This window comes from Desulfosalsimonas sp., assembly GCF_046483245.1.
Lineage (GTDB): Bacteria > Desulfobacterota > Desulfobacteria > Desulfobacterales > Desulfosalsimonadaceae > Desulfosalsimonas.
The window spans coordinates 1-18,234 of sequence record NZ_JAWODO010000115.1 but is presented as its reverse complement, the minus strand read 5'-3'; the positions used below and the strand labels follow the sequence as shown (position 1 = coordinate 18,234).

The window sequence follows — 18,234 nt, the reverse complement described above, 5'->3', positions numbered from 1 at the left end:
AAGCTTCATACCAAACCATGAAAAACGGACCGGACAGGGAGGAATCAATGGCAAACAAGAGGGATGTCCTCAGGCTTTCAGTAATTTTTACAGGGGTCTTTTTGTTTTTGCGAAAGGCGCCGGCACCGGACAATGAAATAAAAAGGGCCGGTCCTGACAGACCGGCCCCACTAAAAAGACAAATTTTTGACTTTGCCCCTAGCGCTTGATATTGATCACTTCACTTAACATTTCATCCGTGGTGGTAATGGTCTTTGAGTTGGCCTGAAACGAGCGCTGGGTGGTGATCATCCGGGTAAATTCCTCGGCAATGTCCACTGTGGACTGCTCCAGGGAGTTGGAAAAAATCCGGCCGAAACCGGCTCCCGGGGTTCCGATATCCGCGGGCCCGGATTCCCGTGTGGGGGAGTAGAGGTTGTTGCCCAGCTTTTCCAGGCCGTTTTCATTGGCAAACTTGCCCAGGGCCAGCCGGGCCAGGGACCGGGATTCACCATTGGAATAGGTACCCGTGATAACCCCCTCGTTGTCCACGCTGATATCATTGAGATACCCGGAACTGTAGCCGTCTGACTGCTGGGTGACCACCCGGGACTCGGTGGCAAACTGGGTTAAGTTCATGGTGTAACCCAAGGGATCTCCCTGGCTGGAGCCGTTATCCCACACCAGCTTGTTTTCTCCTATGCTGACTTCCGGCCAGGTGTTTCCCATATCCTGCCGGGTCTGGCCGTTAATGGTATTGAGAATACCGGCATCATCAAAACCAACATTGCCGGTGCCAACCCGGACCTGATCAATTTCGCCCTCTGAATCCAGGGAAGAGTCCTCAGCGCTGAAAGTGCCCGCGTCCATGTCCAGTTCTGAACCAGCAACCACCTGGTTGTATTCCCACTGATTAAGACCGGTTTTTCTGAAATAAGTGGTGATCAGATGCGTGTTGCCCAAAGAATCATAAATCTCCGAAGTAGTGGCAAAATCCGAGGAAGGCACGGGGTTGTTAATATCCCATCCATCGCCGTCATAGTGACTGACCAGCTCGCCCACCTCGTTGGTGCCGCCGTCATTCAAGGGCCCGGGGGTGCTATATTCCAGTGTATCACCGGCTTCTGTGGCCAGGGTGAGCGTCTCTGTAACATCGTCATAGGAAGCGGAAAGACCATCAACATCATTGAGTGCCGTGGCAAGGCTATCCCCGTCGGTAACGGAGCTAAGATCCGGAGTCACTGGGTTGCCATCCACCAGAATATTGACCCCTCCAACGCCCACGGCATCTGCATCCGTAATGCCGATCGCCGCCCGGCCCGGGGTAGCGGCCTTATTGGTATCTGTGTTGGCATTGAGGTTGGTGGTCAGCTCCACCATGGAAGATGCCTCTCCGGGCACCGAAGAACGGGTATTGATCTGGACATCCCCGGCCAGGTCCTGGAACTCGCCTCCTCCGATATGGTCATAACCCTGGACCACATAACCCTCGGGATTGACCATGTAGCCTTCCTCGTTTAACCGGAAGGCCCCGGATCGGCTAAAGCTGCTGGCCTGGGCATCCGGGTTGCGCACCATGAAAAAGCCAGTGCCCTCGATGGCCAGGTCCAGGCTGGAACTGGTGCTTTCAATGGAGCCCTGGGTGAAAATATCATCCACAGTGGACAGCCCCGAGCCCCTTCCCACCTGGCTGGTGCCGCCGGAGCCGGACACCGTGTCCGGGATCAGGTCTGCAAATAGCGTTCTGCTGGCCTTGAAACCTGCGGTGTTGGAGTTTGCCAGGTTGTTTCCGATCACGCCCATGGCGCTGGAAAAGGATCGAAGCCCGGAAATGCCGCTGTTCATTGCACCGCCTAAACTCATGGTCGTATCTCCTGTTTTATATGGGTAAATTCTTTTTTTGAGTTCATTGCCCGAGCGCGTCAAAATCCTGACACGTCCGGATATCCCGTGTCGTGTTACCGTACCCGGGTGATTTCCGAAACCTGCACAGGCCCGTTGTCGGTCAACAGGGTCTGGTCCGAATCGGAAAAATCCGCACCGGTGATCCGGCTTTCCACCAGGGCCCGGCCCTCGGTTTCCTCGCCATCGGCGTTTTTGCCCACAGCCGAAAAACTGTATTTCCCCGGGTCAAGGGGCTGCCCCGAACTACTGGTGCCGTCCCAGGTCACCCAGTTTTCTTCGGTTCCCGGGGCAGGCGCCTCAACCCTGCCCACGGTCTGGCCGTTTTCATTTCGGATATAAAGGGTGGCCGACTCCACGGGATCCTGGAAGGAAAAGCCCAGTTGAGCCTGCTCGCCGTCAAAAACAAAGGCGTTGTCATTGACCACCACATTTCGATCAATAAGCGAGAGCGCAGACAGCCGTCCGAATTCCGAGGACAGAGTGTTGATGGACTCCATGCTTTCACTGATGTTGGTGAGCTGCTCCAGGGAACTGAACTGGGCCAGCTGGGCGGTAAATTCCGTGGGGTCACTGGGGTTGAGCGGATCCTGGTGTTCCAGCTGGGAAACCAGGAGTTTTAAAAAATCGTCCTTTCCCAGATCCTTGGCCGCAACCTTGGATGCCGCAGCTGCTCCTTCAGAACCGGCTGACTGCTGGAGAGTATCAATTGCATTCATTTGCTTTTTTCCTCCTTGACTTATACCCGCAGGCTCAGACCCGAACCCTGATTGTAAGCCGCCGGGTCCGCAGATTCCGCTGATTGGGCTAAACGATTTTCATCCGATTCCGCTTCACCGTTGAAATTTCTCCGATCGGCCGTAAAATCCCCTTCCTGATCCTCAAAGCCGGAAGCATTCTGATCCGTGCCCGAATCCACGCTGACCTGGAGGCCCGAAAGATCAATGCCCTGATCAGCCAGGGACTGGTGCAGGGCCGGCAGATGCCGCTCCAGAATGGCGGCCACCTGCTGGTTCTGGGGATGCAGATGAACGTTTAAGCTCCCCTGATCGGAGACGATCCTGACCTTTACGCTGCCCAGTTCCGGAGGATGGATCTGGATGGTCATGTTGCCCGATCCCTGGCGCACACCGGTAAACAGGCGCACGGAAACCTGGTTGACCACCTGGTGTTCCGCTGCCTTTACCTGGCTGTCAAACGAAGCCCCCCCGGGCTGAACCACATTGGCGGCATTTTCCGCCCGCCCGAACAACCCGGTGCTCGTGGCCGACGTATTCATGTTCGCGCCGGCCGGGCCACCGCCGTCCTTTAAGATGTTCTGACGGTTTTCCGTCCTTTCCGCGGCCCCGGTTTTTTCCATAGTGTTGGAAACAAGGGAGTCGAGCATGGCCCGGAGATTGTCAGAACCGGGTTCCTGTTGAGGTTGAGGCCGGGCCGTTTGCCCGGTCTTACCTGAATTTTCAATCAATTGAAATTCATCGGATTTCTCTGATGCCTGAAGCCGAACCCGCAGGGAGTTCGTGTCTTCGGGCAGTTCGTTTCCCCGCGCGGTTTTGGCTGCAAATTCCTGCAGGGCCTGCATGGCCGTATCCGGTGACAGGCCGGCATTGGTTCCCCCTGCCGCACCTTGTCCCTGAACGGAATTTTTCAATACTGCCGGGATTTCCGGCATCAAATGATAAGACCGCTCGGCGGTTGCCGGGCTGCCGCCCTGAGAATCGCTTCGGCCCGCATGGCCCCCGGCTTCCGGGGCGTTTTTCTGCCCGCCCTTTAACTTCTCCACCAGGGACTGCAGCAGCACGCGCGTGGATTGATCCGTTTCAGACCGGCTGTCCTGTCCGGCCGGCCCGCCTGCTATTTGCGCCATAATCCGGCGAACCTGGCTGTCCAGCCCTGAATCCATGGCGCCTTCAGACACGGCCGTTAAATCGCCGCCCTGCCCGGCGCTTTGATTAAAACCGCCGTTGACAAGCAGATTTTCCAGCATCCGGGCATGGCCTGAACTGTTCCAGCGGCCCGGCATATCAACCTGCCCGTCCCGGTCAAAAGCAGAATTAAGAAAGCCGGCCGAAAGCCCGTTCTTTTCCAGAAAGTCAATGATCTGTCCCAGCAATTGCTCCAACTCCCGGTCTGAAATCGCCTCGGGCTGCCCCCCGGTTCCGGCGGCTTCCGGGACCTTGCCGCCCTCTGAACCCGCCGCCCGCACAAGCATTTGCAAGAAACTGGCCGCCTTGTGAACATCCTTTCCGGCGGAGCCGCCCTCAGTGCCAGGGTCCTGGAGGCAATCCCGGGAGGTACCGGTGTTTGCGTGCATTAAACCAAGCTGCGAAAAGATCATGCTGTTTTATCCCTGTCTTTCCAAGAATCCGGTTTTTTGTGCTTACGGGTTTAGGCGGCCCAGGGAAGTACTGTAGGCCACGGCTGTTTCCTGTTCCATGTTGTCTAAAATCTCACCGGCGTATTTATCCCGCATCATGGAGAGAATCGATACGGCCAGATCCTTGTCCATGGCCGCCAGGCTTGCTGCTGCTCCGGCGGGATTGCGTTTCTGATAGATTTTGCTGAGCTGTTTGACTTTTTCATTTTCCGTCTGCTCTTTTTCAGCCAGCATTTGGTCAAGCTTTGAACGAAGTGTCTTTAGCTGCTCGATTTTCTTATCGACCTCATCCTGCAAAATCTTTAATTCATTTTCGCGCCGATCAAGCCGCCTTTCCCGCTCAGCGAATCTCCTTCGCTCCTGTTGAAGCCGGTCCAACATCCTGCGGGCCTCGGTGCCGATGTCTTCGCACTCAAAAATCACCTCCGGCTCCTGGGCCCGGGCATCCGGTGCAGCCAGGCTTGCCAGGGCCACTGCCACCATACAGACAATCACCTGCAGACCGAGCTTCTTCATTTGCCCCCTCCGAATCCCAGGATTGCCACCTCATCTGTCATCAGGCGCTCCTGGCGGGCCTGGTTTTTCTGTTCCGCATCGCTGCGTTTTTGCCTGAGCTTTTCCAGGATTCGCTTTTTTTGCCTGGCCTTTACCAGCTTCTGCTGCTTTTCCGCCACCGCTGCCTCGGCCCGGGCCTGTTTTTCCTCAAGCCGGCGCAACTGGTCCTGTTTTGCGCAGATACACTGTTGGTACAAAAGCACCTCTTCCATACGAAAATTGCCGGCCTTGGCTGATTCAAGCTCCAGGCAGAGCCGCTGTCTTTCCTTTTCCACCTGCCTGCGCGCTTCGGCCACCGCATTTTTATGCTCCATGGCAACCACAACCGCTTGGTTTGCCTGATCGGAAAGCCGTTTCCGGTAATCAAGCAGGGACTGAAGTTTAAACGATTTCATCAAGTCTCCTTTTCAAACAGTTTTTTCATCTGCCTTCGGGTCTGCTTCATGGTGGCTTGCTCAGTTAAATCCTGGCGCAGAAAATGATTTACCGGCTCGATGTATTTGAGCGCCGTGTCGATTTTCGGGTTGCTGCCGGGCTGGTAGGCGCCGATATTGATCAGGTCCTCCTGCTCGGCATATACGGCCAGAATTTCCCGAATCCGGGCGCTGTATCGCGCATGCGGTTCATCCACCAACCGATTCATGACCCGGCTGGCAGAATGCAGCACGTCAATGGCCGGGTAGTGGTTTCTGGCCGCGATATCCCTTGACAAGACAATATGGCCGTCGAGTATGGAGCGTACCGCGTCTGCCACAGGCTCATTCATGTCGTCGCCTTCCACGAGCACTGTAAAAAGGCCCGTGATACTGCCCATGTCTGAAAAATTGCCCGCGCGTTCCAGCAGCTTGGGCAGGCGTGAAAACACCGACGGTGTATAACCCTTGGTGGTGGGCGGCTCACCCACCGCCAGGCCGATTTCGCGCATGGCCATGGCAAAACGGGTCACGGAATCCATCAGCAGCAGCACATGCTTGCCCTGGGCGCAGAAATATTCCGCCACGGACATGGCAATAAAGGCCCCGCGCATGCGCAAAAGCGGGGACTGATCCGAGGTGGCTGTCACCACCACCGAGCGGGCAAGCCCGTCTTCGCCCAGATCATCTTCGATAAACTCCCGGACCTCCCGGCCCCGTTCCCCGATTAAGGCAATCACATTGACATCGGCCCGGGTGTTGCGGGCCATCATGCCGAGCAGAACGCTTTTGCCCACGCCAGAGCCGGCCATGATGCCCATTCTCTGGCCTGTACCGCAGGTGAGCAGACCATTGATGCTCCGGACCCCCAGGTCCAGGGGATCATTAATGGGACTTCGTTCCATTGGGGTCGGGGGAGACTGATATAGTCTGCGATAATCCGTGTATTCAATAGGCCCCTTGCCGTCCACCGGGTTTGCCATGGCATCGACCACGCGACCGAGCATATCCGGTCCCACCTGGATATGAGCGCTTGCATCCATGACCCGGATCAGGCTGCCCGAACCCAGACCGTGCATTTCCCCGAGGGGCATGAGAAGGGCCGACTGATCCCTGAACCCAACCACCTCAGCCCATATGCACTGGCCGCCGTTGAGGGGCATGATCTCACACAATGAGCCAATGGTCGCACTGGGGCAATGACCTTCGATGACCATGCCCACAATCCGGGTGACTTTTCCCCGGACCCGCATGGGATTAAACTGCTTAAGGGATTCGACAACACCATCCATGATCAGACAACCGCCCTTTTGAGGTGCTGCTCAATTTCCCCGAGCTGGGACTCGATTGTGGCATCCACATCCCCGCCCCGGGATTCGGCCTTACACCCGCCAGGGGAGATATTTTCGTCAGAGAGGAAATAAATGTTGCGCAACCCCTTCATGGCCGCCAGAAAAAGGGGTTCATGGTCTTTGACCATTTCCAGGTCATCGGGATGCACCCGGATATAATATTCGTCATCTGCCACCGCCGCCTCCAAAGCCCCGGCTACGGTGCTGACAATAATATCCTTTTTCTCCGAGATCTCCCTGTGGATCACCTGCCGGGCCACGCCCATGATCAGCCGGACCATGTCTTCACGGCTTTTTAGAAGCAGAGACTCGCGCAGCCGGCTGATCTGCTCCAGGGCTTCTGCAAGGACCTGGGCGCTTGTGTGCAGTTTTTTTTCCGCTTCGGCCCGGCCCTCTTTTTTGCCCCGGGTATAGGCTTCCTTTTTTACCGCCTCCAGATCAATGGCAGGTTCCGGTTTCTTTTCATCATCGGATTCAGGCAATTCAGGGGCTGTTTCGGACATGGCCGGACCTTGATCCCGGCCCGGTTTTTCGGCCTGTTTTGCATCGCCAATTTTGGCTTGGCTTTTATCCAATGCTCCGGCTGCGGGCCACAAGGGAACAAAAAGGCCCTCCCCCATGCCCCCGGCCTGTTCCAGATCGGCAAAACGAACTGGCTGACACGCAACATCGCTTCCTGCATGAAATATTCTAGACAAGGGTTTCCTGTCCTTTCCCCGGCAAGACCAGTTGACCTTCCTCTTCGAGCCGCAGGGCGATTTTGACGATACTTTGCTGGGCCCGCTCCACGTCTGACAGCCGCACCGGACCCAGGGCTTCCAGGTCTTCTGCGATAATTTCGGCCGCCCGTTCACTGATGTTGTGGTAAATCTTTTCCTTGATACCTTCAGGCGAGGTTTTCAACGCCAGGGTGAGGGTTTCATTCTTGACCTCACGCAGGATTTTCTGCATGCCGCGGTTGTCAATATTGCTCAGGTCCTCAAAGGTCACCAGGGAATTGCGGATGGTTTCCGCGGTTTCCGCGTCAACCTCCTCAATGCCGGATAAAATCTGCTGTTCCAGGTTTTTCTCCATTCGTGTCAGAATTTCGACAACTTTATCCACACCGCCCACGTGATGCTGATCCTTTTTGACAAATCCCCCGATCTCCCGTTGCAGTGCTTCTTCGATCTGCTGGATGACCTCGGGAGAAACCTTTTCAATCCGTGCGATCCGGTAGACCACATCAGAACGCAATTCCTCGGGCAGGTATTGCAAAACATTGCCGGTATGCTCGGCCTTTTGGGTTGAAAGGATCAGGGCCACGGTCTGGGGGTGTTCGTTTTTCAGCAGGTCGGCCACCATCCGGGGTTCCATCATGGAAATGGTTTCCAGAGGCTTGCCGTCAAAACCCGAATTCAGATCCTCAAGAAGCGATTCCACTCGCTTCTGATCGCCGGTAGAGGTCAGGGCGTTGCTGATAAACTCTCCGCCGTCCACAAACAAGCCGGCATACTCCTGCTGGGTTTTGCGGTATTGATCCACCACCATCCGGGCGAGATCCGCGGGCACGTGATCGACGTTTTTCATGTAACTGCTGATCCACCGAACCTCGTCGTCCTTTAATTCCTTAAACACTTCAGACGTTGTATCCTCGCCGAGACACAGCAGCAGGTAGGCTGCTTTTTCAGCTCCGCTCATTTTTGAAAAATCCTTGCTCATTGCTGCTTACCCCTCCTTAAGCCAGGCCTTGACCACCTGGGCCGGTGTTACGGAAAAACTGTCCAGCTCTCCCCGCAGCGCCGCCGGCGCATCCAGCGCCTTTGTCTGCTGATGGCCGTATGCATCCGGCAGCTCAGCCGCATATTGCTGTTGCTGCGCCACAGCCTGCCCGCGCAGGGTCCGGATCATGGGCCGCACCAGTGCCAGATAAACCAGAAGTGCGCAAATCAGGAGCAGGATGTACTTGGCATAAGGCAGATAATCATACAGACCCGGAGATGTCTCCCGGGTTCCGGCTTCTGCCATTTCCTTTTGAAACGGCATGGAAACGACCTCCACACGATCGCCCCGGTCGGCGTCCAACCCCAGTGCGGATGACACCATTGTGCGGATGGATTCGAGCTTTTCAGGCGCCATGGGAACCCATTGGCCCTCGCCGTCGTTGGCTGCGGGATCAAAGGTGTCGGCCACCAGCACTGCGGCCGAAATCTGGCTGACATCGCCCACCGGGCGCTGGATCTGCTTTACGGTTTTGCTGATTTCGTAGTTAATCACCTCGGAATTTCTGGACTCGGTCATCAGACTGCCGCCATCTTGCTGGTTATCGCCCAGGTTGGACTCAGCGCCCGGAACCCCGCCGCCCTGTTCCCGTCCCGAGCGGCTCTCAGTGATTTTCTCGCTTCTGGGCACCAGACTGTCCGGGTCGTATTCCTCGGTGGTAATGGCCTCCTGGGTAAAATCAAGGTCTGCGGTCACCTGGACCTGGGAGTTGCCGCGGCCCAGGGCCCGGTCCAAAAGGGACTGCACCCTTTGTTCCAGGCGGCTTTCAAGGGTGTTTTTGAATTTCAGCTTATCCGGCAGCATCACCAGGCCGGGATCATTGGAGCGGTTTTCGCTCAAAAGCCGCCCCCCGGTATCGAGTACCGTGACATGGTTTTTATCCAGCCCCTCAATACTGCCGGAAACCAAATGAACAATCGACCGGGTCTGGGTGGCATCCAGGCTCCGGCCCTGCGCTATGTCCAGGACCACGGATGCCTTGGCGGGCTTTTGCTGCTCCCGGAGCAGACGATCCTCGGGCAGCACCAGATGTACCCGGGCGGATTTCACAGGTTCCATGGCCGCAATGGTCCGGGCCAGTTCGCCCTGCATGGCCCGCTGGAAATTGACTTTCTGGGTAAATTTGGTGACCCCGAAATCCTGCTTGTCAAAAATCTCAAATCCCACCCCGCCCTGCCGGGGAAGTCCCTGACCGGCCAGGTTCAGGCGGGTTTCATACACCAGATCGGCCGGCACGTGAATGGATCGACCGTTGTTTTCCAGCCGGTAGGCAACCCCTTCCTCCTTGAGCCATTGGGTTACCGAGGCGGCCTCCTGACGGGGCAGATCCGTATACAAAGGCCGGAAATCCGCCTTGCCGGCCTGGAAAATCAGGACCCCGAACAAGATCAGTGACAGCAGCCCGACACCGGCCAAAGACAGTTTTCTGGAAAGGGGCCAGTTGCGGATATTTTCCACGAATTTTTGGTAAGGCTTGGTTTCTTCCATTGGTGTTTATCCTATAGGGCTGCATTAAACCTGCATGCGCATTATTTCCTGATAAGCATCCACAGCCTTGTTGCGCACCTGCACTGCAAGGCGCAGTGAAATATCGGCTTTTTCCATGGCGACCATTACATCATGGAGGTCGGTGGAACCACCGGTGTTGGCCTCCAGAATTGCCTGATCAGCCTTTTTCAGGTTTTGAGCCGTCTCGTTTAACATTTTTTCAAAACCGCCTTCCGGCCCGGGGTCATCTGTTTTCTGCGCCGCATTGGGCCCGGGGTTTGCAGATATACTGCCCGCAGCTGCCATAACTGAGTCTGCCATTGCTTCTACCTCCCGATTTCCAGAGCCTTCATGGCCATGCGCTGGGCCGCCTTGATGGAAGTCACGTTGGCTTCATAGCTCCCCCTGGCCTTCATCATGTCCGTCATCTGCTCCACCAGGCTGATATCGGGCTTTTCCACGTAGCCTTCGTCATTTGCATCCGGATGAGAAGGTTCATAGACCATTTTGCCTTCTCCCTGGTGGGTCATGATCCGCTCTACCCGCACCCCCCGGGCCTGCTGTTGGCTGCTGTTTTCAAGCTCCCGGGCAAAGCTGTTTTGCTCGCTTGTAAAAATCACGGATTTTTTGCGGTAAGCGCCGCCTTCCGGGGTACGGGTGGTTTCCATATTGGCCAGATTGGAGCCAATGACGTTTAACCGCAGGGTCTGCGCCCGCAAAGCCGAATAACCGATGTCCATGGCGCCGAAAATATCCATTGCATTTCTCCTTGGGTTTATGCTCTTTCCTGAATCACGAATTTGAGCATGCTAAATTTTTTGTTCAGCATCTGAATGGCTGCCTCGTACCGGATCTGGTTTTCCGACAGATCCATCATTTCCTGCTCCATCACCACATTGTTGCCATCTCCTATAACGCTTGGATCCTGTTGACGATAAACAAGCCCCTCGGCCTGGCCTGCACCGGCCTGCATATGCTTCGGATGGGTGACCGCCTGCGTATCATCCGATCTGCCGGCAGCCGCGGCCATGGCATCTTCAAAATCCATCCGCAGCCGTGCATAACCGGGCGTCTCAGCATTTGCAATATTGGCGGAGATGGCTTCATGCTTGCGGCTCCTCAATGAAAGGGCCTGATCGAGCAGCTGGATATTGCTGTCAAAAATGCCGTTGACGGGCATAATACCTCCCCCTAGTTCATCCGGTTTTCAATTTCGATTTCCTGGGCTGACAGGGCCAGCCAGGACTCTTCTATTTCCATTTCGGACATTTGCCGGTAAAGGTTAAGGGCCTTATCCCGGCTTCCCATGTTCAAATAAGTCCGAATCAATCGGAATGCCGCCTGCCCCCTGTATTCATCCACATCAAGCAGTGATTCATAAACAGATGCGGCCTTCCGCCATTTATCCCGGTAAAACAGGGCTTCAGCCTGTTTAAAATCCGTTTCCGGCAAACCGCTTTCCCCGGCCATGGCCGAGGCCCTGCCCAGATAACACGCAGCCAGCCTGTATTTCTTTTGTTCAAAAAAAAGCTCTCCTGCCAGGAGATCGGTTTTTTCATGAACGGGCCGCTTGTTTTCCCTCAGCATTCGTGCCGCTTCCCGGGATTCTCCGGTTTTGGCCAGCGCCCGGACATAGTAATAAAACACCTCCCTGCGATCAGACCCTTTCGGAAACCGGTTTAGGTAATCCGGGGCATAACGCATCACCTGACCGTGATTGCCTTGCTGATCAAAAGTTCGGATGAGGGGCAGAAAAATCCGGGCCTGTTTTTTTTCGTCCTTTTCAAAATCCATGAGATAACGGTAGGTGGTAGCTGCCTGGTCCAGAAGCCCGGAGCGGGTGTAGCTTTCAGCCAAGTCATATAAAAATCCGTAAGTGATCGGAGCTTGCGCGAGCAGATCCCGATGCTTGGAAACCAGGGTGAGCGCCTCGAAATAAGCTTCTTGCTTTAGCATGGCGCCTACGGCATCCGGAAAAATTTCCACAAACAGGGCCTGGGCTTCAGCCAGCAGATCTCCGGCCCAGTAATCGTCAAAAAACCGACCCAGCTGCCGGACAGCCGCAAGCTCGTTTCCGCTCAGATGGCAGGCCAGAATTTGCTTGAAAAAGGCCTCCTCCCGGATCTGTCGTTTCTCGCCGGCCTCAATGATCGAATCATATCGTGGTAGCAGGGCATCGAAATCCGGATCCGGCTTTTCCATCACATCCAGATCCATTAATTTCAGCCTTGCCCGGAGTGCGGCCTCTGAATCTCCGGCTTTTTCCTCGATTTCCCAGAGCATCAGCCGCGCCCGGTTGGGCTCGCCTGAATGAAACAGGGCCATGGCCGCCCAGTAGTCGGCCAGGGGCTTGTGCACGGGCGCTCTTTTGACAAGTATTTCAGACAGCAGAAACCAGTGTCGATAGGCGGTGTCATATTGCTGGTTCCGGTAAAGCAGCGAGGTGTACCTGGCAAGAGAACCGGGGTATTGCTGCACAAGGCGCAAATCAGAAACAGCCTGATCGTAGGAATCCGATGCGGCCTCCATATCCCCGAGATCATACCGGACATCTCCCTTGCGAAGCGATGCAATGCAGCCGGCGGCCCCGGAATAAGCCAGATCTTGTTCCAACCCGTCAAGTGCCTGTTCCGGCTCTCCCAAGGCCATATCCATTTCCGCGTCCAGAATGGCAAACCAGCCGGCTGCGGAAGTTTCCTCCAAAACCGTTTTCCTTTGGGTTTCTGCAATACGGGCGGCCTGGTAATACTCCCGCATCCCGGCTGTGGCACGGACCTGAAAATAAATCTGCCAGGCCCGAATCTGAGGTCTTTCAGCACCCGGCTCCATATTTTCAAGCACGGACAGGGCTTTCTGGTTCCGGTTTTGCCGAACCAAAGATTCAGCCAGCATCAGCCGGTACAAATCCGCCTGCCGGCCGCCGATATCGCCGTTGAGAAGTTCTGTTGTTTTGTTTTCCACAGCCTGCCACATCCCGCCGTTGACCATTTCCACGAGTGCATCCGGCAGAAAGGCCCGGTTTTCCGTCACCAGGGGCCCGGGAAACGGGGGAAGAGAAAATTTTACCGGCAGATCCCATTGCGGCGGCCATTCGAATCGGGAGAAAAAATCAGTCCATCCACCCGTATAATCCGAAGAAATCATCTGCCGGGCCACGGCCCCGTGGCGAATCGGCTGAAGCCGGCCCACCCGCTGATCCTGAATTGCCGGCCGGCTGCCGGCCTGCTGCCGGTCCCAGAACACATTGACCGTCAGCCTGGCGCTGCCTTTATCCCTGGTGATATCCACGGATCGGGGTATCTGCCGGAAATAGAAATCCACTATACTTTTTGCTCCTTCGGAATTGAGCTTGACCCTTACCAAAGGGGGGGTCAAGTCCTTGCCGGCAATCTTGCGAACCGAATCGGAAACCCGGGTATTTTCCATTTCCACCCGGACGCGCTGTCCGGAACGGCTGACATGGATTCCCGGGATCCTGTCAAAAACAAAATCCACCTGATTCACATTTTCCTGCCGGTCATTGGACATGCCCAGCAAGCTGGCACTGCCGGCCAAACACAGGCCTGTTGACAAAAAGATCAATACGCAAGCAATACCGACTGCCTGGGAAATCTGGTTCATATGCGCCTCCTGCAGGGCTTGTATGCAAAACTGGGGCCAGACTTGTTAAAAACCTTCAACATTCTGTAATTGAACAGAATTTTACGAATTCAAATTACTTGCGGCTGTTCATAAGCCAAATGAAATAAAAGAATTCTTGACATTGCCCCCGCCATGTCAGTATTTTGACATGAAATGTACTATATTTGCTGTTTTCAAGCAGTTTCCAGCTAACACCCATTTGATAAACCGCCTGTTTGAACAAGGGTGAAACATGCTCAAAAATATTTCCGTCCTGGTGGTTGAACCGGGAGACAATGCCGGCAGAGAAGTGGCCGGTTTTTTCAGAGAACATACCGAAGCCAATATTTTTCAAGCCAAAAACTCGACAGAGGCCCTGAAGTTTATCAACAACAACAGACATGTGGAGCTTCTGGTCACGGATCTGTTCTTTCCGGACAAGTCCGGACTGGAACTCATCCAAAAAGGCATTGCCATAAATCCGGCAATGGTTCCCATCGTGGTCATGCCGCCCGGGGGACGTCAGCATGTCGTGGAATCCTTACAGGCAGGGGCATACTTTTATATTCACACGCCCATTTACCAGCAGGAAATCCTGGAAGTGGTCAAAAATGCTTTGGAATACCAGAAACTGCTGGCCCAAAGCCTTCAGCACAAACCGCGCCTGCGCAAAAGCGACGGATTCGCCGGTATCATAGGCGAATCCGCGCCCATGAAAAAACTCTTTGAGATTATCGAACGCATTGCCGGCAACAGCGAAGGCAATGTATTGCTCAAAGGCGAAAGCGGCACCGGAAAGGAACTGGTGGCCCGGGCCATTCATGACCTGACACCGGAGCGCAATCAGTATAACTTTGTCCCCTTAAATTGCGCGGCCATTCCCGAGGAACTGCTGGAAAGTGAATTGTTTGGATATGAAAAAGGCGCTTTCACCGGTGCCAACCGGGCCAAAAAGGGCAGACTGGCACACGCGGATCAGGGAACGCTGTTTCTTGATGAAATCGGGGACATGAAGGCCAACCTGCAGGCAAAGCTGCTGCGGGTCCTCCAGGAACAGAACTTTGAGGCGGTGGGATCGGTAAAAAGCACACAGATTGATGTGCGGGTGATTGCCGCAACCAACCGAAACCTTGAGCAGGCTGTGGCTGACGGCGCATTTCGCGAAGACTTGTATTACCGGTTAAGCGTCGTGCCCATCACCCTGCCGCCGCTGCGCAAGCGCACCGGAGACATCCCGCACCTGGTGCAGAAATTTCTGCTCATGTACAACCGGGGCAGGAAAAATGTCCCTCTCGGCTTCACGGACCAAGCCCTTCAGCGGCTAAAAGCCTATGAATGGCCCGGAAATGTCCGGGAACTGCAGAACCTGGTTCAGCGCATGTGCATCCTCCACGGGGGAGCCACGGTTAATGTGGCCTCCCTGCCCCAGAGATTCCAGGACTTGGGCGACCCTGCGGACAACCCAGAGGCGGAACAACAAAATAATGTCTGTGAAGATCTTGATTTTCATGCCATGACACAAGAATTTGAAAACCAGCTTATCCTCAAAGCACTTAACATGGCCGAGGGAAATAAAAAAGAGGCGGCCCGCCTGCTGAACATGAAGCGCACCACTCTGCTGGAAAAAATCAAAAAACGACATCTGGAAGTCAAAATATAGGCAAAGGGCGGCAGCAGATCTGCCCTGCCGCCCTTTTGGGGAGCCGGGGCGGGCGGCAGGGCGGTAAGATTTTTCCCCCATAGAGGGCCAACCGATTTACTTTACGGTCAAAACCGGGCAATGTGCATTTAAAATCAGAAACTGGGCTGTGGAATCAATATATGTGGAAGATGCATTTTCCACGGATTTATCTATACCATGGCATCTGATAAATGGGAATGCCGTTGAACTCAACAGCTCCGGAACCGGGCTTTAATACCCCGGCAATGGTTCGAAACAATGTGGTTTTGCCTGCGCTTTCAGGCTGCAGGACCGCTCTGTCCATTGATAACACCTTTTGAGATTACCGGTTGGCTTTCCGGTATCCCAGACGATCCATAGCGATAATGTGCTTGCAGATATTGGCCGATCCCTCAACCAGCACATAGGTGGGGATATCCCGGTAATACCGGGCCAGGGAGTATTCAGTGGAATACCCGTAGGCTCCCATGATGCGCATGGTTGATTCCGCGCACTGCATGGCCACCTCTCCGGCCATGTACTTGGCCTGGGCCACTTCAAACCCGTTGTTGAGCTTGCCCTGGTCCTTCTGCCAGGCCGCCTTGTATACCAGCAGGCGTGCGGCCTCGATATCGGTTACCATCTTTGCGATCAGTTCCTGGTTCATCTGAAATTTGCCGATCTGCTGGCCGAACTGGACGCGCTGGTTGCAGTATTTCAGGGCCATTTCATAGCATGCCTGGGCACATCCTACGGCACCGGCCGCCGCAGACAGCCTTGTGTTGGCAAGGGAGCTGAAAACGATTTTGGCCCCGTCACCGGGCTGGCCCAGCAGGTTTTCCTTGGGCACGGGCGTGTTGTTGAAAAAGATTTCACCTGTGGGCGAGGAGTGAGAGCCCAGCTTGTCAATATCCGAGGTGGTGATGCCCGGGAAATTCTTGAGTTCCACTGCCAGTGCGGACAGACCCTTGGTCTTGGCCTCCCGGTCAGTGTAGCAGTAAATCACGGCCACATCGGCCTGGTTGGCATTGGAAATCCAGGTCTTGGAACCGTTTAACACGAAATGATCCCCCTTGTCCTCGGCCACGGTTTCCATGGACATGACATCAGATCCCGCATTGGGCTCGGTGATGCCAAAGGCGCCCAGCATCTCTCCGGCGCACAATTTTGGGACATACTTTTTTCTGGCCTCCTCTGTGCCGTAAAGATAAATGGGGTAGGCGCATCCGATGCCGATGAGATTGATCTGGACCCGCAGGGAACTCGAAGCCCTGGCGATTTCCTCGGTGGTAATGGCCGCGGCCATCCAGCCGGCATCCTCGCCGCCGTATTCCTCCGGAATCACAGTGCCGATAAAGCCCAGCTCCGCCATGGGCTTGATGGCCTCTTTGACCGGCAGGTAGTTGTCCGCATCCCACTGGTCGGCATTGGGGGCGATTTTCTTGTCTGCAAATTCCCGTACGGCTTTTTGCAGCATTTTATGTTCTTTGGAAAGTTCAAATTGCATGCAGATATCTCCTTCTAGAATTCGCTTCTCTCAAATATGGCGGCAATGCCGAGTCCGCCGCCCCCGCAAATGCATTCCAGGCCGGTTTTGGCACCGGTTCTGCGCATTTCGTGCATCAGGGTCACCAGAACCCGCACGCCGGTGGCGCCGATGGGATGGCCCAGGGAAATACCCGAGCCGTTGACGTTGACCTTGCCGTAATCATCGGGCGAAACGCCCATATCCTTTAAATCCGCAAGCACCTGGGCGGCAAAGGCTTCCTGGATCTCGATGAGCTCCATGTCCCCCAGCCGGGCACCGGCCAGGCCCATGGCTTTTTTCACCGCGGCATTGACCGTCAGGTGGGTACGGGTGGGATCGGCTCCGGCCGCAGCCACGGATTTGACTGCGGCAAAGGGCTCAATTCCCTGTTCCCGGGCCTTTTTCTCAGACATGAGGACCACGGCCGCAGCACCGTCGTTTTCACTGGAGGAATTGCCGGCCGTGCACACCCCGCCGAGCACCGGGGTCAGCCGGGCCAATTTTTCCAGGCTCGTGTCCCTGCGCGGGGTTTCATCTTTGGCCACCACCACGGGGTCTTCCTTTTTCTGAGGGACAGAAATGGCGATCACCTCCTGATCGAATTTTCCCTGATCCCAGGCGGCGCACGCCTTTTTCTGGCTTTCAAAGGTCCACTGGTCACATTCCTCCCGGGTGATATTTTCCTCCACAGCAGCGGTTTCGGCCCAGGACATCATGGAGGGCAGCTTGCCGTAGCGGTGCTCGGGCTGGCTCATGACCCGAGCCCGCTGGATTCTGTCATAAAACGGCAGTCCCCAAATGGACAGATCCCCGTGGCCCCGGGGCATCCCCTTTTGCCCGCCGATTCCCCACTTGATATCCCCGGGCAGGTAAAACTCGGCATGGGACATGCTCTCCACGCCCCCGGCCACGACAATTTCCGCATCCCCGCTTTTAATCAAAGAGGCGGCCAGCCGGATGACTTCCAGCCCGGTACAGCAGCGGCGGTCAATGGTAAAGCCGGGGATCTCCTCGGGCCAGTTGGCGTTTAGCAGGGCCATGCGGGCGATATTGACATATTCGCCGTTCTGGTAGGCCTGACCCATGATCACTTCATCGATCTGGCCGGGCTCGATGCCGGCCCTGGACACGGCCTCGTTTAACACCATTGCGGCCAGGTCATAGGCCTCCACCGTGCGCAGGCCGCCCATATATGCACCCACCGGCGTTCGCACGCCGCTTGCGATCACAGTGCGGTCATCAGACATAAGTTGCTCCTTGAAACGTTTGATCCATTAAAATGCCGTATCGGCAATTTCGACAATCTCCCGGCCCTGGCGCGTGCAGGTGCCGGCACGCTCGATGGTATGGGGCAGAACCGTATCGGCAAAAAACGTGGCCTGGGCCACCTTGCCCCGGAAAAACTCATTTTTCCGGCCCTTTTTCTGCGCCCGGGCAAAGGCATTTTCCAGGTCCCGCACATGGCCGCCCAAGTGGTCATGATCCCGCCGGGCATCAATGAAATTTTCCATCTCTTTGGCAAATGCAGCAAACATGGCCCCGTCGTTGATCCGCATCTTTCGGCCCATCAGGTCAATGGCCTGGATCCCGTTGGTTCC

17 protein-coding genes and 1 pseudogene are annotated in these 18,234 nt (G+C 55.5%); 1 reads left to right on the top strand and 17 read right to left on the bottom strand.

What is annotated here, in order from left to right:
- Positions 1-198 precede the first annotated feature (198 nt).
- The 13 genes from R6U41_RS10215 to R6U41_RS10155 form a co-directional block, all read right to left on the bottom strand.
- Positions 199-1,842: a flagellar hook protein FlgE gene (locus R6U41_RS10215; RefSeq protein ID WP_410269738.1), complete on the bottom strand. Its 1,644-nt coding sequence runs from the start codon at positions 1,840-1,842 to the stop codon at positions 199-201.
- A gap of 95 nt (positions 1,843-1,937) precedes the next feature.
- Positions 1,938-2,600, bottom strand: a complete 663-nt coding sequence (locus R6U41_RS10210) for a flagellar hook assembly protein FlgD (RefSeq protein WP_410269737.1) — start codon at positions 2,598-2,600, stop codon at positions 1,938-1,940.
- Between the two features lie 20 nt (positions 2,601-2,620).
- The gene (locus R6U41_RS10205; RefSeq protein ID WP_410269736.1) at positions 2,621-4,219 is read right to left on the bottom strand and encodes a flagellar hook-length control protein FliK; all 1,599 of its coding nucleotides are present in this window, start codon (positions 4,217-4,219) and stop codon (positions 2,621-2,623) included.
- 42 nt (positions 4,220-4,261) lie between these two features.
- Complete coding sequence (locus R6U41_RS10200; RefSeq protein WP_410269735.1) at positions 4,262-4,774, bottom strand: MotE family protein; 513 nt, start codon at positions 4,772-4,774, stop codon at positions 4,262-4,264.
- Entirely contained in the window at positions 4,771-5,208 is a 438-nt protein-coding gene (gene fliJ, locus R6U41_RS10195; protein ID WP_410269734.1) for a flagellar export protein FliJ, read from the bottom strand. Before fliJ ends, R6U41_RS10200 begins: the two co-directional genes overlap by 4 nt.
- Positions 5,208-6,518: a FliI/YscN family ATPase gene (locus tag R6U41_RS10190; RefSeq protein WP_410269733.1), complete on the bottom strand. Its 1,311-nt coding sequence runs from the start codon at positions 6,516-6,518 to the stop codon at positions 5,208-5,210. The genes fliJ and R6U41_RS10190 overlap by 1 nt, the downstream gene beginning before the upstream one ends.
- 2 nt (positions 6,519-6,520) lie before the next feature.
- Positions 6,521-7,276 (bottom strand): FliH/SctL family protein, encoded by a 756-nt coding sequence (locus tag R6U41_RS10185; RefSeq protein WP_410269732.1) that lies wholly within the window; start codon positions 7,274-7,276, stop codon positions 6,521-6,523.
- On the bottom strand, positions 7,269-8,279 hold the full coding sequence (fliG, locus tag R6U41_RS10180; protein ID WP_410269731.1) for a flagellar motor switch protein FliG: 1,011 nt from the start codon (positions 8,277-8,279) through the stop codon (positions 7,269-7,271). Before fliG ends, R6U41_RS10185 begins: the two co-directional genes overlap by 8 nt.
- A 6-nt stretch (positions 8,280-8,285) precedes the next feature.
- Entirely contained in the window at positions 8,286-9,827 is a 1,542-nt protein-coding gene (gene fliF / locus R6U41_RS10175) for a flagellar basal-body MS-ring/collar protein FliF (RefSeq protein ID WP_410269730.1), read from the bottom strand.
- A gap of 24 nt (positions 9,828-9,851) precedes the next feature.
- Positions 9,852-10,148: a flagellar hook-basal body complex protein FliE gene (fliE, locus tag R6U41_RS10170; protein WP_410269729.1), complete on the bottom strand. Its 297-nt coding sequence runs from the start codon at positions 10,146-10,148 to the stop codon at positions 9,852-9,854.
- 5 nt (positions 10,149-10,153) lie between these two features.
- Entirely contained in the window at positions 10,154-10,585 is a 432-nt protein-coding gene (flgC, locus tag R6U41_RS10165; RefSeq protein WP_410269728.1) for a flagellar basal body rod protein FlgC, read from the bottom strand.
- A gap of 17 nt (positions 10,586-10,602) precedes the next feature.
- Positions 10,603-11,007: a flagellar basal body rod protein FlgB gene (gene flgB, locus R6U41_RS10160; RefSeq protein ID WP_410269727.1), complete on the bottom strand. Its 405-nt coding sequence runs from the start codon at positions 11,005-11,007 to the stop codon at positions 10,603-10,605.
- An 11-nt stretch (positions 11,008-11,018) separates the two neighbouring features.
- Positions 11,019-13,448 (bottom strand): hypothetical protein, encoded by a 2,430-nt coding sequence (locus tag R6U41_RS10155; RefSeq protein ID WP_410269726.1) that lies wholly within the window; start codon positions 13,446-13,448, stop codon positions 11,019-11,021.
- A 253-nt stretch (positions 13,449-13,701) separates the two neighbouring features.
- On the opposite strand from R6U41_RS10155, the gene R6U41_RS10150 reads away from it, so the two are divergent.
- The gene (locus R6U41_RS10150) at positions 13,702-15,108 is read left to right on the top strand and encodes a sigma-54-dependent transcriptional regulator (protein WP_410269725.1); all 1,407 of its coding nucleotides are present in this window, start codon (positions 13,702-13,704) and stop codon (positions 15,106-15,108) included.
- 187 nt (positions 15,109-15,295) lie between these two features.
- Here the strand turns inward: R6U41_RS10150 and R6U41_RS10145 are convergent, their stop codons facing one another.
- The 4 genes and pseudogenes from R6U41_RS10145 to R6U41_RS10130 all read right to left on the bottom strand — a co-directional run.
- On the bottom strand, positions 15,296-15,433 hold the full coding sequence (locus R6U41_RS10145; protein ID WP_410269724.1) for a hypothetical protein: 138 nt from the start codon (positions 15,431-15,433) through the stop codon (positions 15,296-15,298).
- Between the two features lie 18 nt (positions 15,434-15,451).
- Positions 15,452-16,615, bottom strand: a complete 1,164-nt coding sequence (gene acd / locus R6U41_RS10140) for a glutaryl-CoA dehydrogenase Acd (protein WP_410269723.1) — start codon at positions 16,613-16,615, stop codon at positions 15,452-15,454.
- A gap of 14 nt (positions 16,616-16,629) precedes the next feature.
- Entirely contained in the window at positions 16,630-17,883 is a 1,254-nt protein-coding gene (locus R6U41_RS10135) for a thiolase family protein (RefSeq protein WP_410269722.1), read from the bottom strand.
- A 27-nt stretch (positions 17,884-17,910) separates the two neighbouring features.
- Positions 17,911-18,234, bottom strand: a pseudogene (locus R6U41_RS10130) (acyl-CoA dehydrogenase); the annotation flags it as partial.